The sequence below is a fragment of the Sporosarcina sp. P2 genome (genome assembly GCF_002743255.1).
GTDB lineage: Bacteria > Bacillota > Bacilli > Bacillales_A > Planococcaceae > Sporosarcina.
In genome coordinates this window covers 126,509-148,261 of record NZ_PDYY01000006.1, presented here as the reverse complement: position 1 = coordinate 148,261, position 21,753 = coordinate 126,509, and the positions used below count along the sequence as shown (strand labels likewise).

18 protein-coding genes are annotated in these 21,753 nt (G+C 40.8%); 7 read left to right on the top strand and 11 right to left on the bottom strand.

Annotated features, from left to right (window positions below; translation table 11 throughout):
* Nucleotides 1-108: 108 nt before the first annotated feature.
* Nucleotides 109-1,782, bottom strand: a complete 1,674-nt coding sequence (locus CSV67_RS08455; protein WP_099631156.1) for an N-acetylmuramoyl-L-alanine amidase — start codon at nt 1,780-1,782, stop codon at nt 109-111.
* 216 nt (nt 1,783-1,998) lie between these two features.
* A complete protein-coding gene (locus tag CSV67_RS08450) occupies nt 1,999-2,907 on the bottom strand; it encodes a C40 family peptidase (RefSeq protein ID WP_099631155.1) in 909 nt (302 codons plus the stop codon).
* Nucleotides 2,908-3,199: 292 nt separating this feature from the next.
* Between CSV67_RS08450 and CSV67_RS08445 the strand changes: the two genes are divergently transcribed.
* The gene (locus CSV67_RS08445) at nt 3,200-4,300 is read left to right on the top strand and encodes a glycosyltransferase (RefSeq protein WP_099631154.1); all 1,101 of its coding nucleotides are present in this window, start codon (nt 3,200-3,202) and stop codon (nt 4,298-4,300) included.
* Entirely contained in the window at nt 4,293-5,576 is a 1,284-nt protein-coding gene (gene murJ, locus CSV67_RS08440) for a murein biosynthesis integral membrane protein MurJ (RefSeq protein ID WP_099631153.1), read from the top strand. The genes CSV67_RS08445 and murJ overlap by 8 nt, the downstream gene beginning before the upstream one ends.
* A 97-nt stretch (nt 5,577-5,673) precedes the next feature.
* Here the strand turns inward: murJ and CSV67_RS08435 are convergent, their stop codons facing one another.
* Nucleotides 5,674-7,266 carry a SulP family inorganic anion transporter gene (locus CSV67_RS08435; protein ID WP_099631152.1) on the bottom strand — a complete coding sequence of 531 codons (1,593 nt, stop codon included), beginning with the start codon at nt 7,264-7,266 and terminating at the stop codon, nt 5,674-5,676.
* Between the two features lie 202 nt (nt 7,267-7,468).
* Here CSV67_RS08435 and CSV67_RS08430 point away from each other — a divergent pair, with 202 nt between their 5' ends.
* Nucleotides 7,469-8,206, top strand: a complete 738-nt coding sequence (locus tag CSV67_RS08430; RefSeq protein ID WP_099631151.1) for an SDR family NAD(P)-dependent oxidoreductase — start codon at nt 7,469-7,471, stop codon at nt 8,204-8,206.
* A 55-nt stretch (nt 8,207-8,261) separates the two neighbouring features.
* On the opposite strand, the gene CSV67_RS08425 is transcribed toward CSV67_RS08430, so the two are convergent.
* The 4 genes from CSV67_RS08425 to CSV67_RS08410 all read right to left on the bottom strand — a co-directional run bounded on the left by CSV67_RS08425 (nt 8,262) and on the right by CSV67_RS08410 (nt 11,622).
* Nucleotides 8,262-8,951: a C40 family peptidase gene (locus CSV67_RS08425; protein WP_099631150.1), complete on the bottom strand. Its 690-nt coding sequence runs from the start codon at nt 8,949-8,951 to the stop codon at nt 8,262-8,264.
* A 350-nt stretch (nt 8,952-9,301) separates the two neighbouring features.
* The gene (locus CSV67_RS08420; RefSeq protein ID WP_099631149.1) at nt 9,302-10,954 is read right to left on the bottom strand and encodes a b(o/a)3-type cytochrome-c oxidase subunit 1; all 1,653 of its coding nucleotides are present in this window, start codon (nt 10,952-10,954) and stop codon (nt 9,302-9,304) included.
* A 3-nt stretch (nt 10,955-10,957) separates the two neighbouring features.
* Nucleotides 10,958-11,458: a cytochrome c oxidase subunit II gene (locus CSV67_RS08415; RefSeq protein ID WP_099631148.1), complete on the bottom strand. Its 501-nt coding sequence runs from the start codon at nt 11,456-11,458 to the stop codon at nt 10,958-10,960.
* A gap of 26 nt (nt 11,459-11,484) precedes the next feature.
* Nucleotides 11,485-11,622, bottom strand: a complete 138-nt coding sequence (locus CSV67_RS08410; protein WP_233189615.1) for a cytochrome c oxidase subunit 2A — start codon at nt 11,620-11,622, stop codon at nt 11,485-11,487.
* A gap of 335 nt (nt 11,623-11,957) precedes the next feature.
* Here CSV67_RS08410 and CSV67_RS08405 point away from each other — a divergent pair, with 335 nt between their 5' ends.
* Nucleotides 11,958-12,662 carry a glucosamine-6-phosphate deaminase gene (locus CSV67_RS08405; RefSeq protein ID WP_099631147.1) on the top strand — a complete coding sequence of 235 codons (705 nt, stop codon included), beginning with the start codon at nt 11,958-11,960 and terminating at the stop codon, nt 12,660-12,662.
* 260 nt (nt 12,663-12,922) lie between these two features.
* Nucleotides 12,923-13,381 carry a C40 family peptidase gene (locus tag CSV67_RS08400; RefSeq protein ID WP_099631146.1) on the top strand — a complete coding sequence of 153 codons (459 nt, stop codon included), beginning with the start codon at nt 12,923-12,925 and terminating at the stop codon, nt 13,379-13,381.
* Nucleotides 13,382-13,475: 94 nt separating this feature from the next.
* On the opposite strand, the gene CSV67_RS08395 is transcribed toward CSV67_RS08400, so the two are convergent.
* Nucleotides 13,476-14,384: an accessory Sec system S-layer assembly protein gene (locus CSV67_RS08395; RefSeq protein ID WP_099631145.1), complete on the bottom strand. Its 909-nt coding sequence runs from the start codon at nt 14,382-14,384 to the stop codon at nt 13,476-13,478.
* Nucleotides 14,381-16,744, bottom strand: a complete 2,364-nt coding sequence (gene secA2, locus CSV67_RS08390; protein WP_099631144.1) for an accessory Sec system translocase SecA2 — start codon at nt 16,742-16,744, stop codon at nt 14,381-14,383. Before secA2 ends, CSV67_RS08395 begins: the two co-directional genes overlap by 4 nt.
* Before the next feature lie 288 nt (nt 16,745-17,032).
* On the opposite strand from secA2, the gene CSV67_RS08385 reads away from it, so the two are divergent.
* Nucleotides 17,033-18,076, top strand: coding sequence for a glycosyltransferase family 4 protein (locus tag CSV67_RS08385; RefSeq protein ID WP_099631143.1), 1,044 nt, complete (start codon nt 17,033-17,035; stop codon nt 18,074-18,076).
* Nucleotides 18,077-18,606: 530 nt separating this feature from the next.
* Here CSV67_RS08385 and CSV67_RS08380 read toward each other — a convergent pair.
* On the bottom strand, nt 18,607-19,638 hold the full coding sequence (locus CSV67_RS08380; protein WP_099631142.1) for an LCP family protein: 1,032 nt from the start codon (nt 19,636-19,638) through the stop codon (nt 18,607-18,609).
* 179 nt (nt 19,639-19,817) lie between these two features.
* Nucleotides 19,818-20,450 carry a YigZ family protein gene (locus CSV67_RS08375; RefSeq protein WP_099631141.1) on the bottom strand — a complete coding sequence of 211 codons (633 nt, stop codon included), beginning with the start codon at nt 20,448-20,450 and terminating at the stop codon, nt 19,818-19,820.
* Between the two features lie 150 nt (nt 20,451-20,600).
* Here CSV67_RS08375 and CSV67_RS08370 point away from each other — a divergent pair, with 150 nt between their 5' ends.
* Nucleotides 20,601-21,749, top strand: coding sequence for a sensor histidine kinase (locus CSV67_RS08370; protein WP_199173159.1), 1,149 nt, complete (start codon nt 20,601-20,603; stop codon nt 21,747-21,749).
* Nucleotides 21,750-21,753 lie beyond the last annotated feature (4 nt).

The window sequence follows — 21,753 nt, the reverse complement described above, 5'->3', positions numbered from 1 at the left end:
GTTGGGTAATGAACCATAACTTGGCTCATATTAGCGCAGAATCGCCAGTCGTCCAACAATAGTAACATATAAAAAGCCTCCCAGAATATTTCTAGGAGGTGGATGACATTATTGCTTGCTGTAATATTGATATAGACCTGTGTAGATCGCATCAGCATAAATATTCAAATACTGTTCACTTGTCAACTTCGCAAAGTCCTGAGAATTTGTAATGAAGCCTAACTCCACAAGCACAGCAGCTACGTTATTATTTTTGATTACATAGAAACCTTTATTCTTAACACCACGATCAGACATATTCGCCTTTTGCACAATATTACGCTGGATGAATGAAGCCAAATCGCGACTTTCTGTTGCATTTACGTTGGAAGAAGAATCATAGAAAACTTCTGCTCCTTTTGCAGCAAAACCTGCTGCGTTCACATGAATGGAAACGAATGTTTCTGCAAAATTCTTCTTGGCGAAATCCGTACGTGCTTGTAGTGAATAATACGTATCATTGGAACGCGTCATTAACACTTTAGCACCAGCATTTTTTAACTTCGCTTCGACTTTCTTTGAAACATTCAGTGTGATCGTTTTTTCGGATTGACCGTTTTTACCTGCGCCCGGATCATGTCCACCGTGACCAGCATCGATAACGATGATACGATCTTTCAATGGATTACCTGTTTGATTCAACAATTTCAAATATGTTTTGTGCACATAACCGGTTGTGCTGCCAGTGCGAATCTTTGCCCAGTATCCGGAAACGGACAAGACTTCTACTTTCTGACCTGATTGAAGCTTACCGACAGTAGGTGCACTGGAATTACCTGCAGAACGCATATTTAAATTATTTACAGTCACTTTACCCATTGTTTTCGCAACAGGTGTTGGTTTTGGTGTAGTAACAGGCGGTGATGTTGCTACGGGTGTATTCGGTTTCGCTTCATTTAGATTAGTTGTCGTAAAGTATTCATGGATATAACCTTCTACACCATTGATAGTTACTTTCAACCAAATGCCTTGATTGCCTGTTACTTCTACTACTGTACCGTTAGGCAACACATGGATAATAGCAGAAGACTCAGAAGGTGCGCTACGCACGTTCAATGGATCTGTATCATCACCAGTTGCTACGCGCACATACTTCACGCTTGATTGTTGGTCTGGAGTTTTAACAGTCAATGCGAACTGCTTGTCCATCGCACGTGCAACGAATAATGCAAATTGTTTACGTGTTAATAAATTATTCGGTAAGAATTTCTTATTGTCGCCTTGTGTAATACCTGCGTAATACAAACCATTGATACGATCAGCGTATTTGTGATTTTTCACATCATCCATGCCTAGAGGTTTTTGGCTCGTTACTTTTTCGGATAAGTTAAACGCCACTGACATCGCGTAGGCCATTTCATCGCGTTTAATTTCTTCGTTCGGTTTGAAGCTGTTTGCATCAGTATTAGGGAAGTATCCTTTTTGAAGGGCAATGTTAGCAAACTTGTATTGTTCACTAGTCGGCTTCAGTCCGTTAATTTCCATGTTTTTTAATTGTGTATTTTGTGTACCAGTTGCCATGACGAGCATCTTCGCAACATGTGAACGTCGTAAGTTATCTTGAGGATTGAATTTAGGTGTTTGATTAATAATCCCTTTTTCCGCTATGTAATGGACTTCTTTGAAATATTCACTGTTGGCGGGGACGTCGGAAAACTTGAAGCTTGCAAATGACTGAAGAGGTGAGAGAGCTAAGATAGTTAGCAGCAACAGACCGACTGTTGCCCATTTAAATTGTTTCATGAGATCCTCCTTAATATATAATGTATTACTAGACTCATAGGTTCATTTTACCAGTTATGAAAACTAATTACTAGATATTTTCGTCATGGTTCGTAAATTAGAAGTAGTATGATTATGATTCTTCATTACTACTTAAGGAGAGGTGGTACGGAAGTGGGAGATAGAGGTGAATTTAAAGAAAACCGAATGTTCTAGTTTGAACATTCGGTAGGATCATCAATTATTGATACGATCGATGAATTTATTTAGTTGACCGACTGATACTTTATCTGACAATCCAAATGTACCGTCTAGGTAACCAGTTGTAATTTCGTGATAGAATAAAATGTTGATATATTCTGTTGCCCAGTGTCCAGTGGGAACATCAGAGAATTTCGCAATAGCAGAACCTCTTAATTCAAATGCTCCGACTAAAACTTTTGCCATTTGAGCGCGTGTTAATTCTTTATTTGGATTGAAGTTACCTGCATCGCCAGAGAAAATATTCGCTTCAGCGACTGCGGATATTGCTTTATAGTGGGGATTTGATTCATCCACGTCGTTAAATGTCATAGTAACAGTTGTCATATCAAGATCTAATTTTTCTGCAAGTACCTGTGCAATTTCACCGCGAGTGGCATACACAATTTCTTTAACTGGAGCAGACGCTGCAACTTTGTTCTCTGTACTTACATTATCAGTGAAGTTCGCTACGCGACGTGCACCGATATAACGGCTCTTCCAGTAGTATGGATCATCCAATGAGGATATCATGACGCCTTTACTAACAGAAGCATGAATAAAGTTATTATCACCTATATAGATGCCATCGTGTGATACGCCGCGACCTGATGTATTAAAGAATACTAAATCTCCAACTTCTAGTTCGCTTTTAGTAACAGGAGTGCCGATTGCCATTTGCTGACCAGTCGTTCTCGGAATAGAAATGCCTTCTTCTTTGAATACGTATTGCGTGAATCCTGAACAATCAAAAGCTGTTGGGGTTGTCCCACCTAAACGATAAGGTGTTCCCATATATTTTTTTGCTGTGCTTATTAATGATGTTGGTGAGTTCGCAGAAGCAAATTCTGGTACAAATGAAAAGAATAGTAGACTTGCCATGATCAGAGTTAATAGACGTTTCATGCTGTGCTCAAATTCCCCTTTCACGCAATCACTGTTGCGCTTTGTATTCTAGGAATATGTTAGCACGAATAAACATGGGAATTATTACATTTATATTACAAGAAAATTACACGCTGACATATGAATGAAATGTTCATATGAATAACTCACGACATTTCCCCTAATCAGAATAAATAAGATAGTCAGTTTATGGACGTTATGACGTTATATACGCGTAGTATGTGGTATAATCATTCAACATATCAAAGTGCTTAGTAGATTATGACAGTAAGTAATAAAGGATGAGTTATGCGTGCCTAAAGTAGTAGTATTTAGTAATATGTATCCTTCCACGGAGCATCCAACCTATGGAATTTTTGTGAGAAACCAAGTGGAACAATTAAAAAATGCTGGCGTAGATGTGAAAGTTATCGCCATACATGATCCCGGTATAGGAAAGATCGGGAAGATAACCAACTATCTTTCATGGGGAATACAATCCCTTCTATATGTTTTACAGCATAAAAAGAAAATTAGTATTACACATGCGCATTACGCGTTTCCTACTGGAATAGTATCGTTGCTTGCAAAGAAATTATGGAAGATCCCGTACGTTGTGACGGTGCATGGTGGAGATTTAGATAAAATGGCAAAAAAAAGTGAACGTATCGCAAAATTTACGAAACGCATTTTACAAGAATCTTCAGGGGTGATTACCGTTGGAGAGAAGTTGCGAAATGATGTCATTACGGATTATGGAATAGCCCCTAGCAAAGTAGAAATCATGAGTATGGGGGTGGACACGAGTGTCTTCAAGCCAATGGCTCAAGAGGAAGTTCGGCTTTTACTGGACGTGCCGTTGAATGAACGTGTAGTGCTTTTTGTAGGAAACGTTATTGAAGCAAAAGGTGTCATGGAATTGATCAATGCATTTACACAATTACAAGAGACCTATGACGATCTTCTTCTATATATAGTAGGTTCGCAAAAGGACCAGCGTTTTACAGCGGAAGCGATAGAAAAAGTCGGCAACAATTCAGGCATTCGCTTTAAAGAGCCTGTCAGCCAGACTGAACTCGCGAAATGGATGTCAGCAACCGATATTCTCGTGTTACCTTCTTATCATGAAGGTTTTGGCTTGGTGGCGCTCGAAGCACTTGCCTCGGGAGCCAAAGTTGTAGCAACGAATGTGGGAGGCATTCCTTATTTGTTAAAAGACGATGTCGGAACGTTAGTCGAGCCACGTAACGCGCAAGCCTTGGCTACTGGACTCGAAGAAGCACTTGCGAATGAAGTGACAAGAGAGCAACATGAAGTCACACAACAAGTGATTCAGCAACATTCTTCAACAGTAATCGTCCAAAGGTTGAACGATATCTATGAACAGAATGGGAAGGATCTTCCAAATGAGTAAATTATTCAAAATCATTGGCACTGTCGCTATCATTAATATAGTCGCCAGATTGTTTGGTTTCGGGCGGGAAGTCGTGATTGGCATACAATATGGTACTTCGACAGTAGCGGATGCCATCGCGACAGCGTATACAATTCCGAACTTCATTTATCTAGTGCTCGGTGGAGCGTTGACGACTGCCTTTATATCAATCTACCATTCGTCGAATATGGATAGACCATTATTTGTACGCAAAGCATTCACGACAGTCGTCATGACCGCTACACTCGTTACACTAGGAATTATCGTCTTGACGAATCCAATTCTGAATCTATTCTTTAAAGAGTTAAGTGATGAAGACTACACATTAGTAAGAAATCTCTTCCTTTGGATGATGCCTTCTTCAATTGTATTGGTCATGTCAACATGGATGAGTGGATTATTAAATATCAATGACCGCTTTCAGTTATCAAGTCTCGCTATCTTATTGTATAACGCAGCATTTGTTGCGGTGGGCTTTGCGCTAACAAGATGGCTTGGTCCCGAATCCTATGGCGTGGGCGCGATGGTCAGTGCAATCCTAATGGGGCTTTTCTTGTATTGGGGTATTAAACGTGCAGATCTTTCCTCTCTGAAACCTTCATTCGGCATGCCGACGGATATTAAGAGAATGTGGTGGCTCGCCCTGCCCATTTTATTCGGTGGCGCATCATTGCAGTTTTACTTCATTATTCACCGTATTGCGGCGGGGGGATTAGGAGAAGGTGCGATTTCTTCTATTAACTACGCATCGAAACTAACGGGCTTTCCACAAGCGATTCTCATGACGGCTGTGACGACGGTTATCTATCCGATGCTCGCGAAGAAAGAAGGCGAGGGGGATACAAATACGGTCAAGGCGCTTTACAAGAAAGGCATGCTCTACATGGTCGCGTTACTATTGCCAGCGACGGTGTTCTGCTACTTCCTAGCCGAGCCGCTCATCCGATTAGTATTCGGTTATGGGAATTTCGATGAGAAGTCCGTTATGCTGACGGTGCCGGTGTTCAAAGTATTCGCTTTGTCGATGTTTTTCTTAGCGGCGAATACGTATGTCACTCGTTTTTATTATGCAAAAGGTAATTCGATCACACCTATTATCTTTAGTTTGATCAGCGTGTTTGGAATTAATATTGGTATTATTTTTGCGTTTGTTGATCAGATGGGTGCGCAGGCCATTGCATATGGTACTGTCATCAGTGCTGCAGTGAACTTCCTTCTACTTGCGGGGTATGCTCGGTTTAAATGGAAGTTGTAATGATATGAAAAAAGCTTTCACTCAGTTGAGTGGAAGCTTTTTGTGTTGGCAGAACCACAGCCGAGATACTGACCACTTACTAGCTCAAATCCAAGACTCATTGCATAAAGAAGTTATCTTCACCAATTTTGTCATATAAACCACTACGTTTGAACAAGCTCACTTTCTCAGGGGGTACTCTTTTAAAGATGAGTCGCTTGTTTTGGCGGTCTGCTTCGTCGAGCATAGCGGAAAGGGCTGCTTCACCAGTGGCATCGATGGCTGTCAGATTTTTCATGTCCAAAATAATCGTCTTCTGCTCAAGATTCAATAATTCAGGGTATCGATCCTCGAAATGTTTGGCTGTACCGAAGAACAGAGGACCAGAGAGTTTGAATTTGATCAGCTCAGATTCATTTCCCGTAGATAACTTGAATTTTTCAACCTCGGATAGTTTACTCTTTTTAATATCCAATGAGCCGCTCATCTTGCGTAAGAATGACAGGGCGGCAAGCAAGATTCCGACTTCGACTGCGATTGTTAGATTCACGAATATGGTCAAAAGAAAAGTTGTCAGTAACACAAGTGAATCTCCTGAGCGTAACGAAGCGATTTGGGCGAAGGCTTTTCGTGAGCTCATATTCCACGCGACGAACATTAGAATGGGTGCCATTGCAGCCAACGGTATATAAGAAGCATAAGGTGCAAATAGTAATAAGAAAGCTAAGACAAATAAACTTTGCACAACACCGGAGATTGGACTGACCGCGCCAGAACCGATATTTGTGGCGGTACGTGCGATGGCACCTGTAGCTGGGATTCCACCGAATAATGGTGTAATGATATTGGCGATACCTTGACCGAATAATTCTTTCTTGGAATCATGCTTGGGTACCTTACTTTTCATTCCATCTGCAACGACTGCGGAAAGCAACGATTCGATTGCACCGAGTGCAGCAATGATTAAAGCGGGTTGCCATAGATTCACTAGCTTAGCGAACGTGATTTCAGGAAAATGAAAACTGGGCAGATGTTGCGGAATGCCCCCGTATGCTGTCCCAATCGTTTCTACTTTACCTGGGAAGAACAACATCGAGCAGATAGTAGGAACCAACAGCGCAATAAGGAGCAACGGAATTTTGGGAGCGATTTTCGGTAATAGGAAGATGACAACGAGACCGATTGCGGCAGTCAGGATACTAAAGGTATTGACGGTATGAAATTGACGAGCGATTTCCACCATGCTTTCATGGAAGAACTCTTTTTTCTCTACTCCCGTCAATCCAAAGAAGTTTTGGAATTGTCCAGTAAAAATAATCACTGCTATACCGGCAGTGAATCCGATTGTCACCGATCGCGGGACGAAATGAATGAGATTACTGACACCGAGAAAGCTCATAATGACGAGAAGAATACCAGCGAGAAATCCGGCGATCAGAAGATCTTCGTAACCGTATTGCAGTACAATAGCTAGTAATATGGGAATGAATGCGCCAGTAGGGCCAGCGATCTGGTAACGTGAACCGCCTAGCAAGGCAACTAAGAGACCAGCGATGATCGTAGTATACAGCCCGTATTCCGGTTTCACACCGGAAGCAATTGCAAAAGCCATCCCAAGTGGAATGGCTACAATTCCAACAGTAATCCCTGCAATCAAATCCTGCCGGAAGCCCGCTGCATTATAATGTAGATAACGTGGATCTTTGAACATGTTTGTTCACTTCTTCCATTTTTAGAGTATATATACAACACTAATTATACCGTATGCATATGGTCTATACAAGGAGTGTATAAAGAAGGGGATGTATAAATATTCCGTCATTGAAGAAGATAGTATCAAATCGTATAATTGAATCCAATATACTTTAATGTTAAAGTATATAGTAGTAACAACAATAAAGGAGAGATATAGGATGAGCAGATTACAAGACAAAGTAGCATTCATTACAGGTGGAGCATCCGGTATGGGTGAAATGATGGTAAAGCAATTCACGGCAGAAGGTGCGAAAGTAATTGCAGCTGATATCAATACAGCTGCACTTGAAGAGAAGTGGGGCGGTCAGGACGATATTCTCACTATCAAATTGAATGTGACTGAAGATGCAGAATGGAAAGATGCTATGAAAAAGGCTGTCGATCATTTCGGTAAAATTGATATTCTTGTGAATAATGCCGGGATCTCAACTGAAAAAACTGTAGATCAAATCACGATTGAAGACTGGCGCAGACTTTCAGATATTAATAGCTTCGGTACATTCCTAGGTATGAAACATGCCTCAACATATATGAAAGAAGCGAAAAAAGGTGCAATCGTCAATATTTCTTCTTATACTGCGTTGGTTGGTATGGGCTTGAATCCATATTCTGCATCTAAAGGTGCGGTACGTGCAATTTCTAAAGCAGCGGCGGCGGAATATGGACAGGTAGGAATCCGTGTAAACACGGTGTTCCCGGGAGTTATTGAAACGCCGATGGTTGCAAATCTTGAAGAGTCTAAAGCACAACTTGATATGTTGATTAAAATGACTCCACTCCAGCGTTTAGGTCAACCGGAAGATGTGGGGAATGCAGTACTCTTCTTGGCATCGGATGAAGCGTCTTATATTACAGGCGCAGAGCTTGTGATTGATGGTGGTTATTCTGCACGATAATATAAATAAAAGGGTTGTCCTACAAGTCATTATGACTTACAAGACAACCCGTTATTTATTTTACGTCTACAAAGCGCTTAAAGCCCATGAAATGTGCGTTCCAATAGGAAGAATCTAGTGAGGCAACTTCAATAGCTTTCGTCCCCGCATGAATGAACTTATTGTCTCCGAGATAAATACCGATATGTGAGATGCCGGGGCGATATGTATTTTGGAAGAATAACAAATCTCCTACTACCGGATCTTTTATGAATAGAGAACGGTTATAGAAACCGATTGTATCTAATCGAGGAACTTTAACGCCAGCTTCGTTGAATGCATAAAAAATGAATCCGCTACAATCAAATCCTGCCGGTGTTACACCTGCCCATACATATGGAGTTCCTAGCAAAGGTTGCGTAATATCTACTAGTTTTTTACCTAGCGCCTGGCTAGTAATAGAAGTATTTGGCTGTGTCACTGGCTTGCTAGATGATAATGTGCCCAATGAATTAGTAGAAGAAACAGTTTTTGAAGAGGTTGCTTTATTTTCTACTATTAGTTTCTGTTTAACTTTGATATCATTAGAAGTAAGAGAATTCAGACGTTTCAGTTCGGTTACCGTAATCTTGTACTGATTGGAAATCTTGTAAAGAGTATCTCCTGCTTGCACAACATGCGTTTTCGATGCGGCGGCAACACTGCCAACTGAGATGCTTGTTGCAAGCAAAAAAGAGGCGATCGCGGCTAGGGCAATTTTCTTCATTTCGACGTATCTCCTTTTAGTATACTAGATTTGGTACTTTGTACTGCAGAGTATTAATTTGTTATTAAACCTATAAACCTATCATACAATACACTATTGGATATTAAACGTATCTTTGGAACTATCTTTTCCAATAGTTTAATAGTTAGTTAGGTTTGATGCGTGTGTAAATACCCTGAAATTTATTTTTGCGGCCTCGAAACAGTTCGGAAGTCTTGTTACTTGTTCATGACGATTATATATTTTATAAGAAATTGCTGGGATTTATTTTATCGCATCGTGTAAATTGTGGAAAAAGCCCGTGAACATTCCGGAAGAATACGACGGATTGTTCAGGGCTTTTCTGCTGTTTAAGAACGTCCAATAGGCCAGTCAAATGGAATGGATCCAGGAGGAGAGTGCTTAATGATATCGATCATCGGTATCGTATATGCGAATAAAATTAATGCAATTGTAATACCAACCCATACATACCAGTTCTCCAATATTTTCGGTGATTTCTCAGCATCTACTTCTTCTTCAGCGATTGGATATTCTTCGTAACCACGTGGAGCGAAGAATGCCAATTGAATGAAGATGTAGAACATCAATAGAATACCAACGAATAAAATGGTTCCACCGACAGCCTGCCACATTTGATAGCTGATCCATGTAGAAACTTGATCTCCACCTGCGTACTCAGAGAATGCTGAACGACGTGGTCCACCGATTAGCCCTTGAATATGCATGGAAGTTGACATGATCGTCATACCGATTGCCCAAATGAACGTCTGAATGATACCTAATTTATTCAATGTAGGAGTCAATCGACGTCCAGTCAAGTGAGGGATCAACCAATACGCAATACCGAAAAACGTTAAAATAACGGTTGTTGCAACTGTTAAGTGGAAGTGCCCTGTTATCCAAATCGTGTTGTGAACAAGAGAGTTTACTTGGTGAGAAGCGTTAATGATACCGCCTGCTCCACCTGGAATAAATGCCACCATACCAACGAAAGGTGCTAAGAATCGAACATCTTTCCAAGGAAGTTTTTTGAACCAACCGAATAGGGATGTATAGCCTTTTCTTCTGCCTGTAATTTCAAATGTAGCGAATAATGAGAATGCAGTCATCAAAGAAGGGATGACTACCATGAACGTTAAGACTACTTGGATGAACTTCCAAGTTGGATCAATACCTGGCTCGGTCAATTGGTGATGGAATCCGACTGGAATCGAGAACATCAACAATAAAATGAACGCAAGTCTTGCTAACGGATCGCTAAATAGTTTACCACCGATGATTTTCGGGATAATTGCATACCAAGCCATGTAGGCAGGTAACAACCAGAAGTATACAAGCGGGTGACCGAAGTACCAGAATAATGTACGTGTCAATAATACGTTAACTGTTGCGACGTAGCCAAGTGACCAAGGTAAGATCAATACGATGACTGAATACGCCACACCAAGTGTTGCGACGAACCACATAATCATATTGATGACTACCATGAATGCTAGTAAAGGAGACTTTTCACCTTTATGGGCATTCTTCCATACATATAGTTGACGGAAGTTAGTGAAAGCGGCGATCCAGCTCCCTACAATGACGAATGTTAGACCGATGTAGAAAATAGGATGTGCGCGAAGCGGAGTATAGAATGTATACAATACAGAAGCTTCACCTGTTAAGATCATCCATGCAGATAACACCGTACCAACCAACATGACCCAGAATGAAATCCAGCCCCACATTAATTGTTTGTCTGAAATACCGACTGTTTTTCCCATAAGAGAAAATTGGAAACCGACGATGAAGAACGTAGTCAATACTAAACCGAGTATGACACCGTGTGTCGTTAAAATCGTATAGTAATCAATGTTGAAAGGTAATGTGTATTTACCAGAACGAACTAATGTCTGAAGCAGTCCCATCAATCCACCGATTAAAAGAGAGATGAATGTGACGTGCATAAAAGCCATATACAATCTGGATTCTTTTTTTGAGAAATTAAATAATTCCATGGGTTAGTACACCTCCACTGTGCCGAACATCAAATGGTGACCGATGCCGCAATATTCGTTACAGACTACCGTGAATTCGCCGTTGTTTTTCATGACTGATTCGAAGCGACTGATGTGTCCAGGTTCGACCATCATGTTGACATTTGTACCTGCCACTTGGAATCCGTGGACAACGTCTTTACTCGTTACTTGGAAAAGAACTGTGGAACCTTTTGGTACGCGAATCGTCTTAGTAGCGGTTCCGTCTTCTTCTTTACCAAGGTCATAGTTAAAAGCGGAAGCGACAATATTGACAACGTACTTACCGTCAGCAACTTCTGTCAAACCGAGATTATCAGGTTGGAATGATTCGTTCGCTTCAACATTTTGTGGATCGATTGTTTCGATATGACTCTGTGGATGTGTTCCTTTCCAGAACGCCGCAAAACCAATAATGAGTAAGAATAAAACCAATGATGCTAAACCGAACACAATCCATACTTTTTCATACTTATGCAAATGCATAGTGTTTCCTCCTTTATTGCTAGTTATTATCTAGATAAGAATAATCCGTAAGCGCCAAACCACATGACAAGAATGACGATCCCGATGATCATCACCATGATCAGGGTACCTTTTAAATTCGCTTCTTCTTTTGGTTGATTTGTAGAAGATATCTTCTTGCTCAATACGGCCACCTCCTCGTCTACATGGAATTCATACTTTTATCATAATACTAGCGGGGGAATAAAGTATTAGGGAAATCCCTATGAATAGAAGATTAAACGTAATGTTCACAATATGTTCAACCACTTTACATGCTTTTGTCATACACATTTCGCTGTATTTGCGATTTGGAACAGGTTGAAGGAACTAGAGGAAATATGTCAGATGCATAAAAAATTCAAGTGTAACAGTGAGTAAATTGGGGAATAAGAGTGAGGTAACAGGGGTTCAATGTTGACCGTATGTTGGATTGAAATTACAATATAATTAGGTAAAACCTAGGAAGCCGGTGTGTGAAATGGAAAATGTGAAATGGATAACAGTAGAAAACCCCAATGAAGGGGCCAAAGAAGTATTTAAACTGATTTCTGAAGAACTTCATAATAATAGATTGCATGTACTGGGATTGGCTACAGGTAGCACGATGATTCCGATTTACAATGAATGGACTAATTCGTCGTTAGACTTTTCAAATATTACTGCATTCAATTTAGATGAATACGTCGGTATTGACGCGGAAAACCCGAATAGCTATGCATACTTTATGAATCAGCATCTATTCAGTAAAAAGCCGTTCAAAGAAACGCATATTCCGAATGGCATGGCTGAAGATTTAGATCAGGAGTGTAAAGATTACGAGAGTAAATTGAATTCCAATCCGTTAGATATTCAACTTCTTGGAGTAGGGGAGAATGGTCATATCGCATTCAACGAACCAGGAACGCCATTTGATTCTGTAACACATGTTGCGACACTGACAGACTCTACACTTGGCGTTAATAGTCAATACTTCGAAAACGATGATAAGATTCCGAATAACGCATTAACGATGGGGATCTCTTCTATTGTAAAGTCGAAGAAGTTGATCATGGTGGCGTTTGGTGAGAAGAAGCGTCCGGCGATGGAGAAATTGAAAGCTGGAGAGGTCACAACGGAGTGGCCTATTACAAAGCTATTGCGTCATGAGGATGTAATTGTGATCACTGATTTACAGCTTGATTGAGTAAAATAGAGCATTATTAGAGACTATCCTGGAAGTGCAAGCTGACTTCTAGGGCAGTCTTTTTTTGTACAATATCATCAACCTAGTACATGGATTTGCCAATTTTAAACATGTATATTTCAAGCGTAACATATTGTTCATTTCCTGAAACAATCTTGTTACATTACTGTAATAATTGAAGAGTTTACAAAATGCTAAAATAAGTACACATAAACAGACAAGTAAACTACTAAAAATACATACTATCATTGGAGGAACTTATGAGTCTATTACAAAAAGTTATATCAGTCCTAGCACTTTCCACACTTTTAATCGTCTCACCATTTGCGGGACAAGCAGATGCAGCGGGTAAAACAACGAATATCACAAAGACAGCAACTAGTTTAACGGGAATCAAATATCGCTATGGCGGTACGACTAGAGCAGGGTTTGATTGCTCAGGTTATGTTGGGTATGTATTCAAGCAAAATGGTTTAAAAGTAGCAAGAACTTCAAGCGCGATGTATGCGTCAGGGCGTGCTGTAAAGAAATCAAACCTTCGTAATGGTGATTTAGTATTCTTTAACACGACAGGACGCGGTGTTTCTCACGTTGGAATTTATGTTGGAAATGGCAAGTTCGCACATGCTTCTACATCAAAAGGTGTGCGTGTTGATAGAGTAAATGATACGTATTGGGGCAAGCGCTATATAGGTGCGAAGCGTGTTGCGGGTATTTAATAGAAGAGACATCGATCCTCCTACGTGGAGGATCGATTTTTTTGTGAAAAAATACCGGATAGAGAGGGGGAGACCCCAGCTTATCCGGTAAATATTAGTTAGTTGCGTCTTGTGGAACGCGGATTGTCCAACGAGAGAAATCCGGTTCTTCTTTCTTCACTAATTCCTTAGGGTAGATGAATGTCCAAGGAGTTGTGCTGTTTGCTTTCACGGAAAGTGGAGGATTAAGGTCGAATGTTCCCCGAGCTACCAATTCTCCTGTTGCGTCAATCAATTCAAGCGGTAACTTTTCAATATTGATTTGTTTAGAGTGGCCGTTACGAACGAAAACGGATGCTGCAATCGTACCTTCATCTTGTGATTGGATTTGGAAACCGGCAATATTTACTTCGCGTGGCTTTAATTTCGGAAGATCGTTGACTATTTTTGATAACGCTTCTTTTTGCTCAGCAGGGAGTTGTTCTTCCCATGTTGGTGCTAATTCTAATTGATGTGGCATCATCGAGTGAACGTTGAATGCAAGCTTCCAATTCGCTGCAGGGATTTCTTCTACTAATTGATCTTTCTTTTCGAAAACGAATACCCATGGACGTGCGCTGCGCGCTGGGATTTCACCTAACTCATTCAAATCGAACTCCGCAGATGCGGCTGTATTGCCCTCTTCATCAAGTAATAATAACTCGATTTCGCCTACAGTGATCGCTTGATCAAGGGAAGAACGGAAGAATGCTTTAACTAACCAGCTACCGTTCGCAGGTTCCAAATCGATATCGATACCCGATAAGGAGATTTGATTTGGTTTTAAAGGCTCTAGTTCATTTGCTAGGAAACGAAAAACATATTCCTGCTCCTGTGTAAGATTCCATTGCTCATGAAGAGATAGTTCTGTTTCGATATCTTCATCGCCTGAAACAGCTTGACTATTTTCTAAAATTTCTTCGGATTCAACTGTACTGTCCAATCCGGTTTTTTCGGTTTTTTTGAATAAATTGAAGAGTTTCATTGGGAAACCTCCTGTTCTGTATTGAGTTGCTTCATGAATGCGATAATCTCAGACGCAATATCCCGGCGTAGGCGTTGATAGTGCTTGGCGAATAACTGCAAGCCTTCACGCTGGTAAATACGCATAGGATCTTCTTGTCCGTATGAACGCAATCCAATTCCTTCTTTTAGACGAGTCATTACTTCCAAATGCTTAACCCACATCGTGTCAATATAGCTCAACATGACTTGTGGCAACAGTTGGCTCACTTGTTCATTATCAGTGAAAGTGTCAATAAATGCAAACAACTCTGCCATTTCTTCATCGTACTCTTTCATTATATCTGCGGTTCTATCTAATGAATTGGGAAGATTTACCGGCGTCAGTAAAAGTGCGTTCATAGTCCGCTCGATACGATCAAAATCCCAGTTATCGGCAATTTCATTTTCTGGGCAACTATCTAACACAACGAACTCCACTGTTTCTGACAACATCGTCTTGAGTTTATCGAAAATGTCCTCGCCTTCAAGTACGCGATTGCGTAAAGAATAGATGACTTCACGTTGATCATTAATGACATCATCTAATTTTAGATTATACTCACGCATAGAGAAGTGCGCGCCTTCCACAATCCGTTGTGTGCGCTCCGTCAGTTCATCTACTTCAGGGTTCAGTACTTTACCATTTTCATCCGTACGGACTTTCATCAAGAATTTCTCGAGTTCTTCAGGAGAGAAGCGTATGTACATTTCATCTTCTAAAGAAAGGTAGAATTGACTTTCTCCATGGTCACCTTGACGACCTGAACGGCCTCGTAACTGATTATCTACACGACGACTTTCATGTTTTTCTGTACCTAATACAAATAGTCCACCGTTTTCTTCCACGCCTTCACCTAGGACGATATCCGTTCCGCGACCTGCCATATTCGTAGCGACGGTAATATTGCCCGCTTGTCCAGACTCGGAAATCAATGAAACTTCCTGTTCGACACTTTTCGCATTTAATAGATGGAACTTCAATCCTTCATCACGTAAATACTTGGCGACTGCTTCGGACTGGAGAATAGATGTAGTACCGACCAATACAGGTTGTCCCTTTGCGTGACGAGAGGCTACTTCTCTTGCTACTGCTTTATACTTTTCCTCTGTCGTTCTGAAAACGCAATCAGGAGCATCGATTCGTGCACGTGGGCGGTTCGTCGGGATTTGGATTACATCCATATTATAGACTTCACGGAATTCCTTCTCCTGAGTTTTTGCAGTACCTGTCATTCCGCAAAGCTTTGGATACATACGGAAATAATTTTGAATGGTAATTTGAGCCTGTGCTTTATTTTCGTCTGTAATATCGACGCCTTCTTTAGCTTCAATTGCTTGGTGAAGACCATCTGATAAAGTTCTCCCTTCCATAATGCGGCCAGTGAACATATCTACCAATTCAATTTTTCCGTCTCGTACGATGTAATCGACATCACGCTTGAAGATGACGAACGCACGGACAGCCTGGATGACGTAGTGGTAAAGTGTTTGGTGATCTAAATCGTACAAGTTCCCAATACCGAATGCTTTCTCGACTTTTTCAATACCTTTTTCGGTAAGGGAAGTTGCCTTTGTTGCTTCGTCAAAGTCAAAATCTTCATCTACTTTAAAGCGTTTGGCTAGGCGGGCTGCGATATGATGAAGATCCGCATCGGCTTGCGTTTTGCCTGCTACAATCAATGGTGTTTTCGCTTCGTCGATCAAGACGCTGTCGACTTCATCGATAATAGCGAAGTGATAAGGCCGCTGCACTTTTTGTGAAGTGTGTTGCACCATGTTATCCCGTAAATAGTCAAAGCCGAATTCTGTTCCAACACCGTACGTAATATCTGCTTCGTAAGCGGCTTGCTTCGCTGGTCCTTGCATCATCGGAACATTCAATCCAACAGTCAATCCAAGGAAGCGATGAATTTGACCGATTTGATCAAAGTCTCGTTTTGCCAGATAATCATTGACTGTAATGACGTGAACGCCTTTACCTTCAAGCGCGCGTACATAGGATGGGAGAGAAGCGACGAGTGTTTTCCCTTCACCGGTCGGCATTTCAGCAATATTACCTTCTGTTAATACAGCACCACCGATTAGTTGCACATCAAAATGGCGCATACCGAGAACCCGTTTAGATGCTTCACGTACGACTGCGAATGCATCCGGCATAATGGTCTCGACAGTTGCGCCGTCTTCCAACTGTTGTTTGAATTGATCTGTCATTCCAGATAGATCATCATCAGACATAGCGATATATTTAGGTTCTAGTGAATTAATCTGCTCCACAATTTTGCGGTATTTACGCAATTGTCGTTCACTCGTTCCAGTTCTACGTTTAAAGATTTTTAACATGAATTAGACGCTCCTTTATAAATCTCTATCTTAAATGAGAGATTCCTATCTATTTTACCAAAAGGATCGATAAAAGACTATCTATATATAGATAGAGAAGAACAATAGATTGATCACAATGTACCACATGTAAAATGGTTAAATCCTCGTTGTGGCGGTATTTATTAGGGTTTGCAAGTAAGGGAGTAAGGGAATAGATGAGTAATGCATGCTAAATGATGAACTCTAGCAAAAATTATGTTATACTACAAGGAGATATGTACTTAATGCTATTTGGGGAGGAAAGACATGTTATTCATTGCAATGTCTGTAGCTTTTATCGCTGCAATCATACTAACACCGCTAGTCATCAAATTCGCGTATCGGATCGGTGCGGTTGACCGCCCCAATTATCGGAAAGTTCACGCGAGAATCATGCCTAGAATCGGCGGGCTCGCAATCTTCGGAGCGTTTATTATTGGATATGCTATATTATTGCCGAAAGACGAGCACGCAGTAAGCATCCTAATCGGTGCGGTACTGATCGTCATGATTGGCTTTTTAGACGATATGCTGGAAATCACAGCAAAAGCAAAAATGTTAGGCCAACTAGCGGCTGCGTTAGTTGTGGTTCTATGGGGCGGATTACAAATTGAATTCATCAACTTGCCGTTTCTAGGTCAGCTTGACTTTGGTTATTTCAGTATTCCGATCACGATCATTTGGATCATCGGAATCACGAACGCTGTCAATTTGATTGATGGATTAGATGGTTTAGCAGCAGGTGTTTCCACTATTGCGCTCATTGCCATTACGGTAATGGCTTTATTAATGGGAGATGTCTTTGTTGCTGCAACAGCTTCCATATTGGCAGCTAGTTCGCTTGGATTCTTAGTGTTCAACTTCCATCCAGCGAAAATTTTTATGGGCGACACTGGATCGCTGTTCCTCGGATTTATGATTTCGGTACTGGCATTACTCGGCTTTAAGAATGTCGCCGTTGTATCACTTGTTATTCCTATTATCATGCTAGGCGTTCCGATTTCAGACACATTCTTCGCGATTGTTAGACGCGTTCGCATGAAACAGTCTATTACAGCAGCAGATAAGTCGCATTTGCATCACTGTTTATTGCGCGTAGGTTTCTCGCATAGACAAGCTGTGCTTACGATTTATGGTATTGCAATTCTTTTCGGAGCAGCCGCTGTTTTGTTCTCACAAGCAACAGTGTGGGGCGCATTGCTTCTGGTCTTCGTCATGCTGATTGTAATTGAACTGTTTGTAGAATTGATTGGTCTGGCAGGAGCGAATTATCGTCCGTTGTTAAATTTAGTACGCATGATTGGTAAATAAGAAAAACGTGTCCTTGTCTGCTGCGAAGCGGATGAGGGCTTTTTTTATGCTGAAATGTTTAAAGAAGAAGTGATTGTTGAGGGGGAGGGCACCGTTGATCGACGTTCCAGGCGGACGCTTTCCCGAGGGCGTGGCTTGAGCCGCTTCCCTCACTTCGTTCAGTCCAGGGTCTCAAGGCGCACGCTGATCCTCCGGGAAGAGCCGTAACGAAGAACGGCTTTTGCGAGTAAAAGCGAAGCGTTAGGAGCACATCTTTGCACTCGCCGCCTTCCACTTACGATCAACTAGTGTGGTTTTCTGAAATTAATGATTTTAGATTAAGATATCACGGTCCTAGTCATATGAACTTGAATGTAATAAGTGAAAAACTAACGCATACGACTAACTTTGTGGTGTTTTCTGGATTTAAAGATGTAAAATCAAAACCTTAAGTTTCCTTTACTAACTCTCCTAGATTCCACAACCCTCTACCTTTCATTCTCCACAAAAAAGCGCTGAAACCGGAAAGGGCTTCATCGCTTCTGAATAAGCTATTGATAATTGGTGTAAACGGATGCGGAGGATTGATCCGTGTCTAGCTCAGTTAAAGAAGAGGAGTCAGGGATGAACCCTAAGTGGGATTTTAAAATCTGCTTTACTTCTTCTAGCTTCTGCTCATCTAATTTGTAATAGTACGTACCTGTCGACATATCGTCATAGCCTGTCAATGTGATGGTATCAACGTCTGGTAGTCCGCTTTTTATATACTGAATAAACGACAATATTTGCTTGGATGTCATATCGGTCTTCATGTTATCGCCAAGTGCATTGATGACGTCCCCGTACTTTGTAATGGATGTAATCGATGTCGCTTCTTTGATCATGGCTTGAAGAATCATTTGCTGACGTTTACCGCGCTCGATATCATTATCTAGTTTACGAGTACGTGCTAAAGCCAATGTGTGGCGCCCGTCCAGGCGATGAAGTCCTGGCATTAGATGAATCGCATTTTTATCATTTTCATCTTTCTCGATACGCTCGTATGGAACTTCAACTTCTACACCGCCAAGTGCATCTACAACATCGATGAATGCATTAAAGTTCATTTTGACGTAATAGTTGACTGGAACATCAAATAGCTCTTCAACTGTATCAATAGAAGCTTTCGTTCCACCGTACGCATGGGCGTGTGTAATTTTATCTTTATAGTTTACCTGTGGAATATAAACATAGGAGTCACGAGGTATGCTGACGAGTTTGATGCTTTTGGTTCTAGGATTCAAAGTTGCAAGCACTAAAGCATCTGATCTTCCGTGCACTTCATGATCCTGGCGTGCTTCGCTTTCGTCTACGCCAATCAATAGAATCGACACTTTATCTTTTGCAGGTTCTACATATATTTCTGGCGGATCTTGCTTGGCAATAGGTTCATACGAACGATCTAGTACGTTCATCGCTTGGTTATGAAGCTTGAATGCATAAGTAGAAACAACTACGGCCGCGATGAAGAACGTAAATAATGCTATTTTTAAAAAGCGCTTCGTTTTAGAAACCTTCTTTTTCCGATACTCTTCTCTTTTCATTTTTAACCTCCAGGGTGTGCGGCAGAAAAAAACCGTCAATGGCGAATCTATGGGAAGTTGATTCTGATGATAAGTTACACATCTTCACATAAAAATCCATAGTGACCAAATAAAATCAGACCTAATGCTCATAGGATCCACCTTCTACCATTATACCCGGTTTTCGATTGGACGTATAGTCAGATGTCGAACTCTAGGAATTTATGTCCGGTTGTGGCGATGATTGCCTGGCCGTTCGTTAATTCCATCATCCATTCCACAAAAATCTCTTGATCTTCTTCAGGAACATATAAAAAGAGTTCAACGTCCTCTTCATAGATGATGTCGTTTAACGGGTAGTCGGATTGCCTTACTTCGTTTTCTACTTTACCTAGCCATGTATAATCAATAGAAACTTTAACTAGTGCGTGTAATTTTCTTTCCACAACACCTGTTGCGGCAATGCCTTCAGAAGCTGCTTTGCCATAAGCGCGGATTAATCCGCCACCACCGAGTTTGATGCCACCGAAATAGCGAGTGACGACAATCACGGTATCTTTTAGGTGTTGCTTTTTTAGAACTTCTAAAATAGGAAAGCCGGCTGTACCAGAAGGTTCACCGTCATCGTTCGCTTTTTGGATCTGGTCATGTTCTCCTATGATATAAGCTGAACAATTATGTGTAGCTGTATGATGGTCCTTTTTGATGTCCTGAATAAAGTCCAGTGCCTCTTGTTCTGTCTCGACTCTCTTGACAAATGACAGAAAACGGGATTTTTGGATGACGAATTCACTCTCTCCGTACAGTTTTACGGTTTTATAATTAGCTCGCATTTGTCGTTCCCCCTACATTTGTAATATACTTATAATACTTTTTCATCATTAAAATGATATACTGTATAAGAAGTGTATAAGTATTTAGGCTAAACTGCAATAATGCTCACTTTGCAAATTTTCACATAAACAAGTGCGGGAGGGAGTTATTTGAGCGACAAGGCAATTGACATTCAACAGATGGAGAAAATATTTGGCAACATGGTTAATGTAATGGATCGTTCAAAAAGCGATATCTTCTTAATTAGTGAACAAAGCCGCAGAAGTTATGAAGAAATGCAAACAGAGTTAGCAGAAGTGAAAGATAGTATTTCTCATGTGATAACTGAAGGGGATTCTCTAGAGAACCTATCACGCCATTCTAGAAAGCGTCTTGCTACTGTATCAAAAGACTTTGTAACATATAGTGAAGAAGAAGTTAAACAAGCTTATGGTGTGGCAAATGACTTGCTTGTACGCGCCTCCATTAATAAAATGGAAGAGAAACAACTTCGTGGAAGACGGGATGAACTTGAACGTCGACTACTGTTGCTGCTCTCTACAATTGAAAGAGCAGACCAGCTTGTTAACCAAGTAACCACTGTGATGACATATTTAACATCTGATTTGAAAAATGTAAGTACAGCACTGGAAACTGCACGCCATAAACAAGACTTTGCAATTCAGATTATCCAGGCTCAAGAAGAAGAGCGTAAACGTTTATCACGTGATATTCATGATGGACCCGCGCAAATGCTAGCCAATGTCTTGATGCGTTCTGGTTTAATCGAAAAAACGTTTGTTCAGCATGGTCCAGAAGAAGCAATGCGAGAGCTATCTTACCTAAAAGAAATGGTTAGGGGAGCGTTATCTGAAGTACGTCGTATCATTTATAATTTGCGACCAATGGCTTTGGATGACTTAGGGCTTGTTCCGACATTGCGAAAGTATTTATTGACCATTAGCGAATACGAGGCGCCGCTAATCATTCATTTTCAAAGTAACGGAGCAGAAAAAAGATTTGCTTCCAATTTTGAAGTAGGTATTTTTCGTCTCATACAAGAATCAGTAAATAACAGTATTAAACATGCGAAAACTGATGAAATATGGGTGAAAATCGAATGGTTACGTGAATCGGTTAATATATTGATTAAAGACCAAGGCCTCGGCTTTGATACAAATGAAGTAAAAGAGAAATCATTTGGTCTCATTGGAATGCAAGAACGTGTGGAGTTATTGAAAGGAAAAATGAAAGTCACCTCGAAAGTCGGGGAAGGCACTTCGGTTCTTTTTCAAATTCCATTGGACGAAGATCTGTAAGTAA

Bases quoted from the DNA above. Each gene is read 5' to 3' on its own strand.
- CSV67_RS08455 (WP_099631156.1), bottom strand. From the start codon at position 1,782: ATGAAACAATTTAAATGGGCAACAGTCGGTCTGTTGCTGCTAACTATC.
- CSV67_RS08450 (WP_099631155.1), bottom strand. From the start codon at position 2,907: ATGAAACGTCTATTAACTCTGATCATGGCAAGTCTACTATTCTTTTCA.
- murJ (WP_099631153.1), top strand. From the start codon at position 4,293: ATGAGTAAATTATTCAAAATCATTGGCACTGTCGCTATCATTAATATA.
- CSV67_RS08435 (WP_099631152.1), bottom strand. From the start codon at position 7,266: ATGTTCAAAGATCCACGTTATCTACATTATAATGCAGCGGGCTTCCGG.
- CSV67_RS08430 (WP_099631151.1), top strand. From the start codon at position 7,469: ATGAGCAGATTACAAGACAAAGTAGCATTCATTACAGGTGGAGCATCC.
- CSV67_RS08425 (WP_099631150.1), bottom strand. From the start codon at position 8,951: ATGAAGAAAATTGCCCTAGCCGCGATCGCCTCTTTTTTGCTTGCAACA.
- CSV67_RS08420 (WP_099631149.1), bottom strand. From the start codon at position 10,954: ATGGAATTATTTAATTTCTCAAAAAAAGAATCCAGATTGTATATGGCT.
- CSV67_RS08415 (WP_099631148.1), bottom strand. From the start codon at position 11,458: ATGCATTTGCATAAGTATGAAAAAGTATGGATTGTGTTCGGTTTAGCA.
- CSV67_RS08405 (WP_099631147.1), top strand. From the start codon at position 11,958: ATGGAAAATGTGAAATGGATAACAGTAGAAAACCCCAATGAAGGGGCC.
- CSV67_RS08400 (WP_099631146.1), top strand. From the start codon at position 12,923: ATGAGTCTATTACAAAAAGTTATATCAGTCCTAGCACTTTCCACACTT.
- CSV67_RS08395 (WP_099631145.1), bottom strand. From the start codon at position 14,384: ATGAAACTCTTCAATTTATTCAAAAAAACCGAAAAAACCGGATTGGAC.
- secA2 (WP_099631144.1), bottom strand. From the start codon at position 16,744: ATGTTAAAAATCTTTAAACGTAGAACTGGAACGAGTGAACGACAATTG.
- CSV67_RS08385 (WP_099631143.1), top strand. From the start codon at position 17,033: ATGTTATTCATTGCAATGTCTGTAGCTTTTATCGCTGCAATCATACTA.
- CSV67_RS08380 (WP_099631142.1), bottom strand. From the start codon at position 19,638: ATGAAAAGAGAAGAGTATCGGAAAAAGAAGGTTTCTAAAACGAAGCGC.
- CSV67_RS08375 (WP_099631141.1), bottom strand. From the start codon at position 20,450: ATGCGAGCTAATTATAAAACCGTAAAACTGTACGGAGAGAGTGAATTC.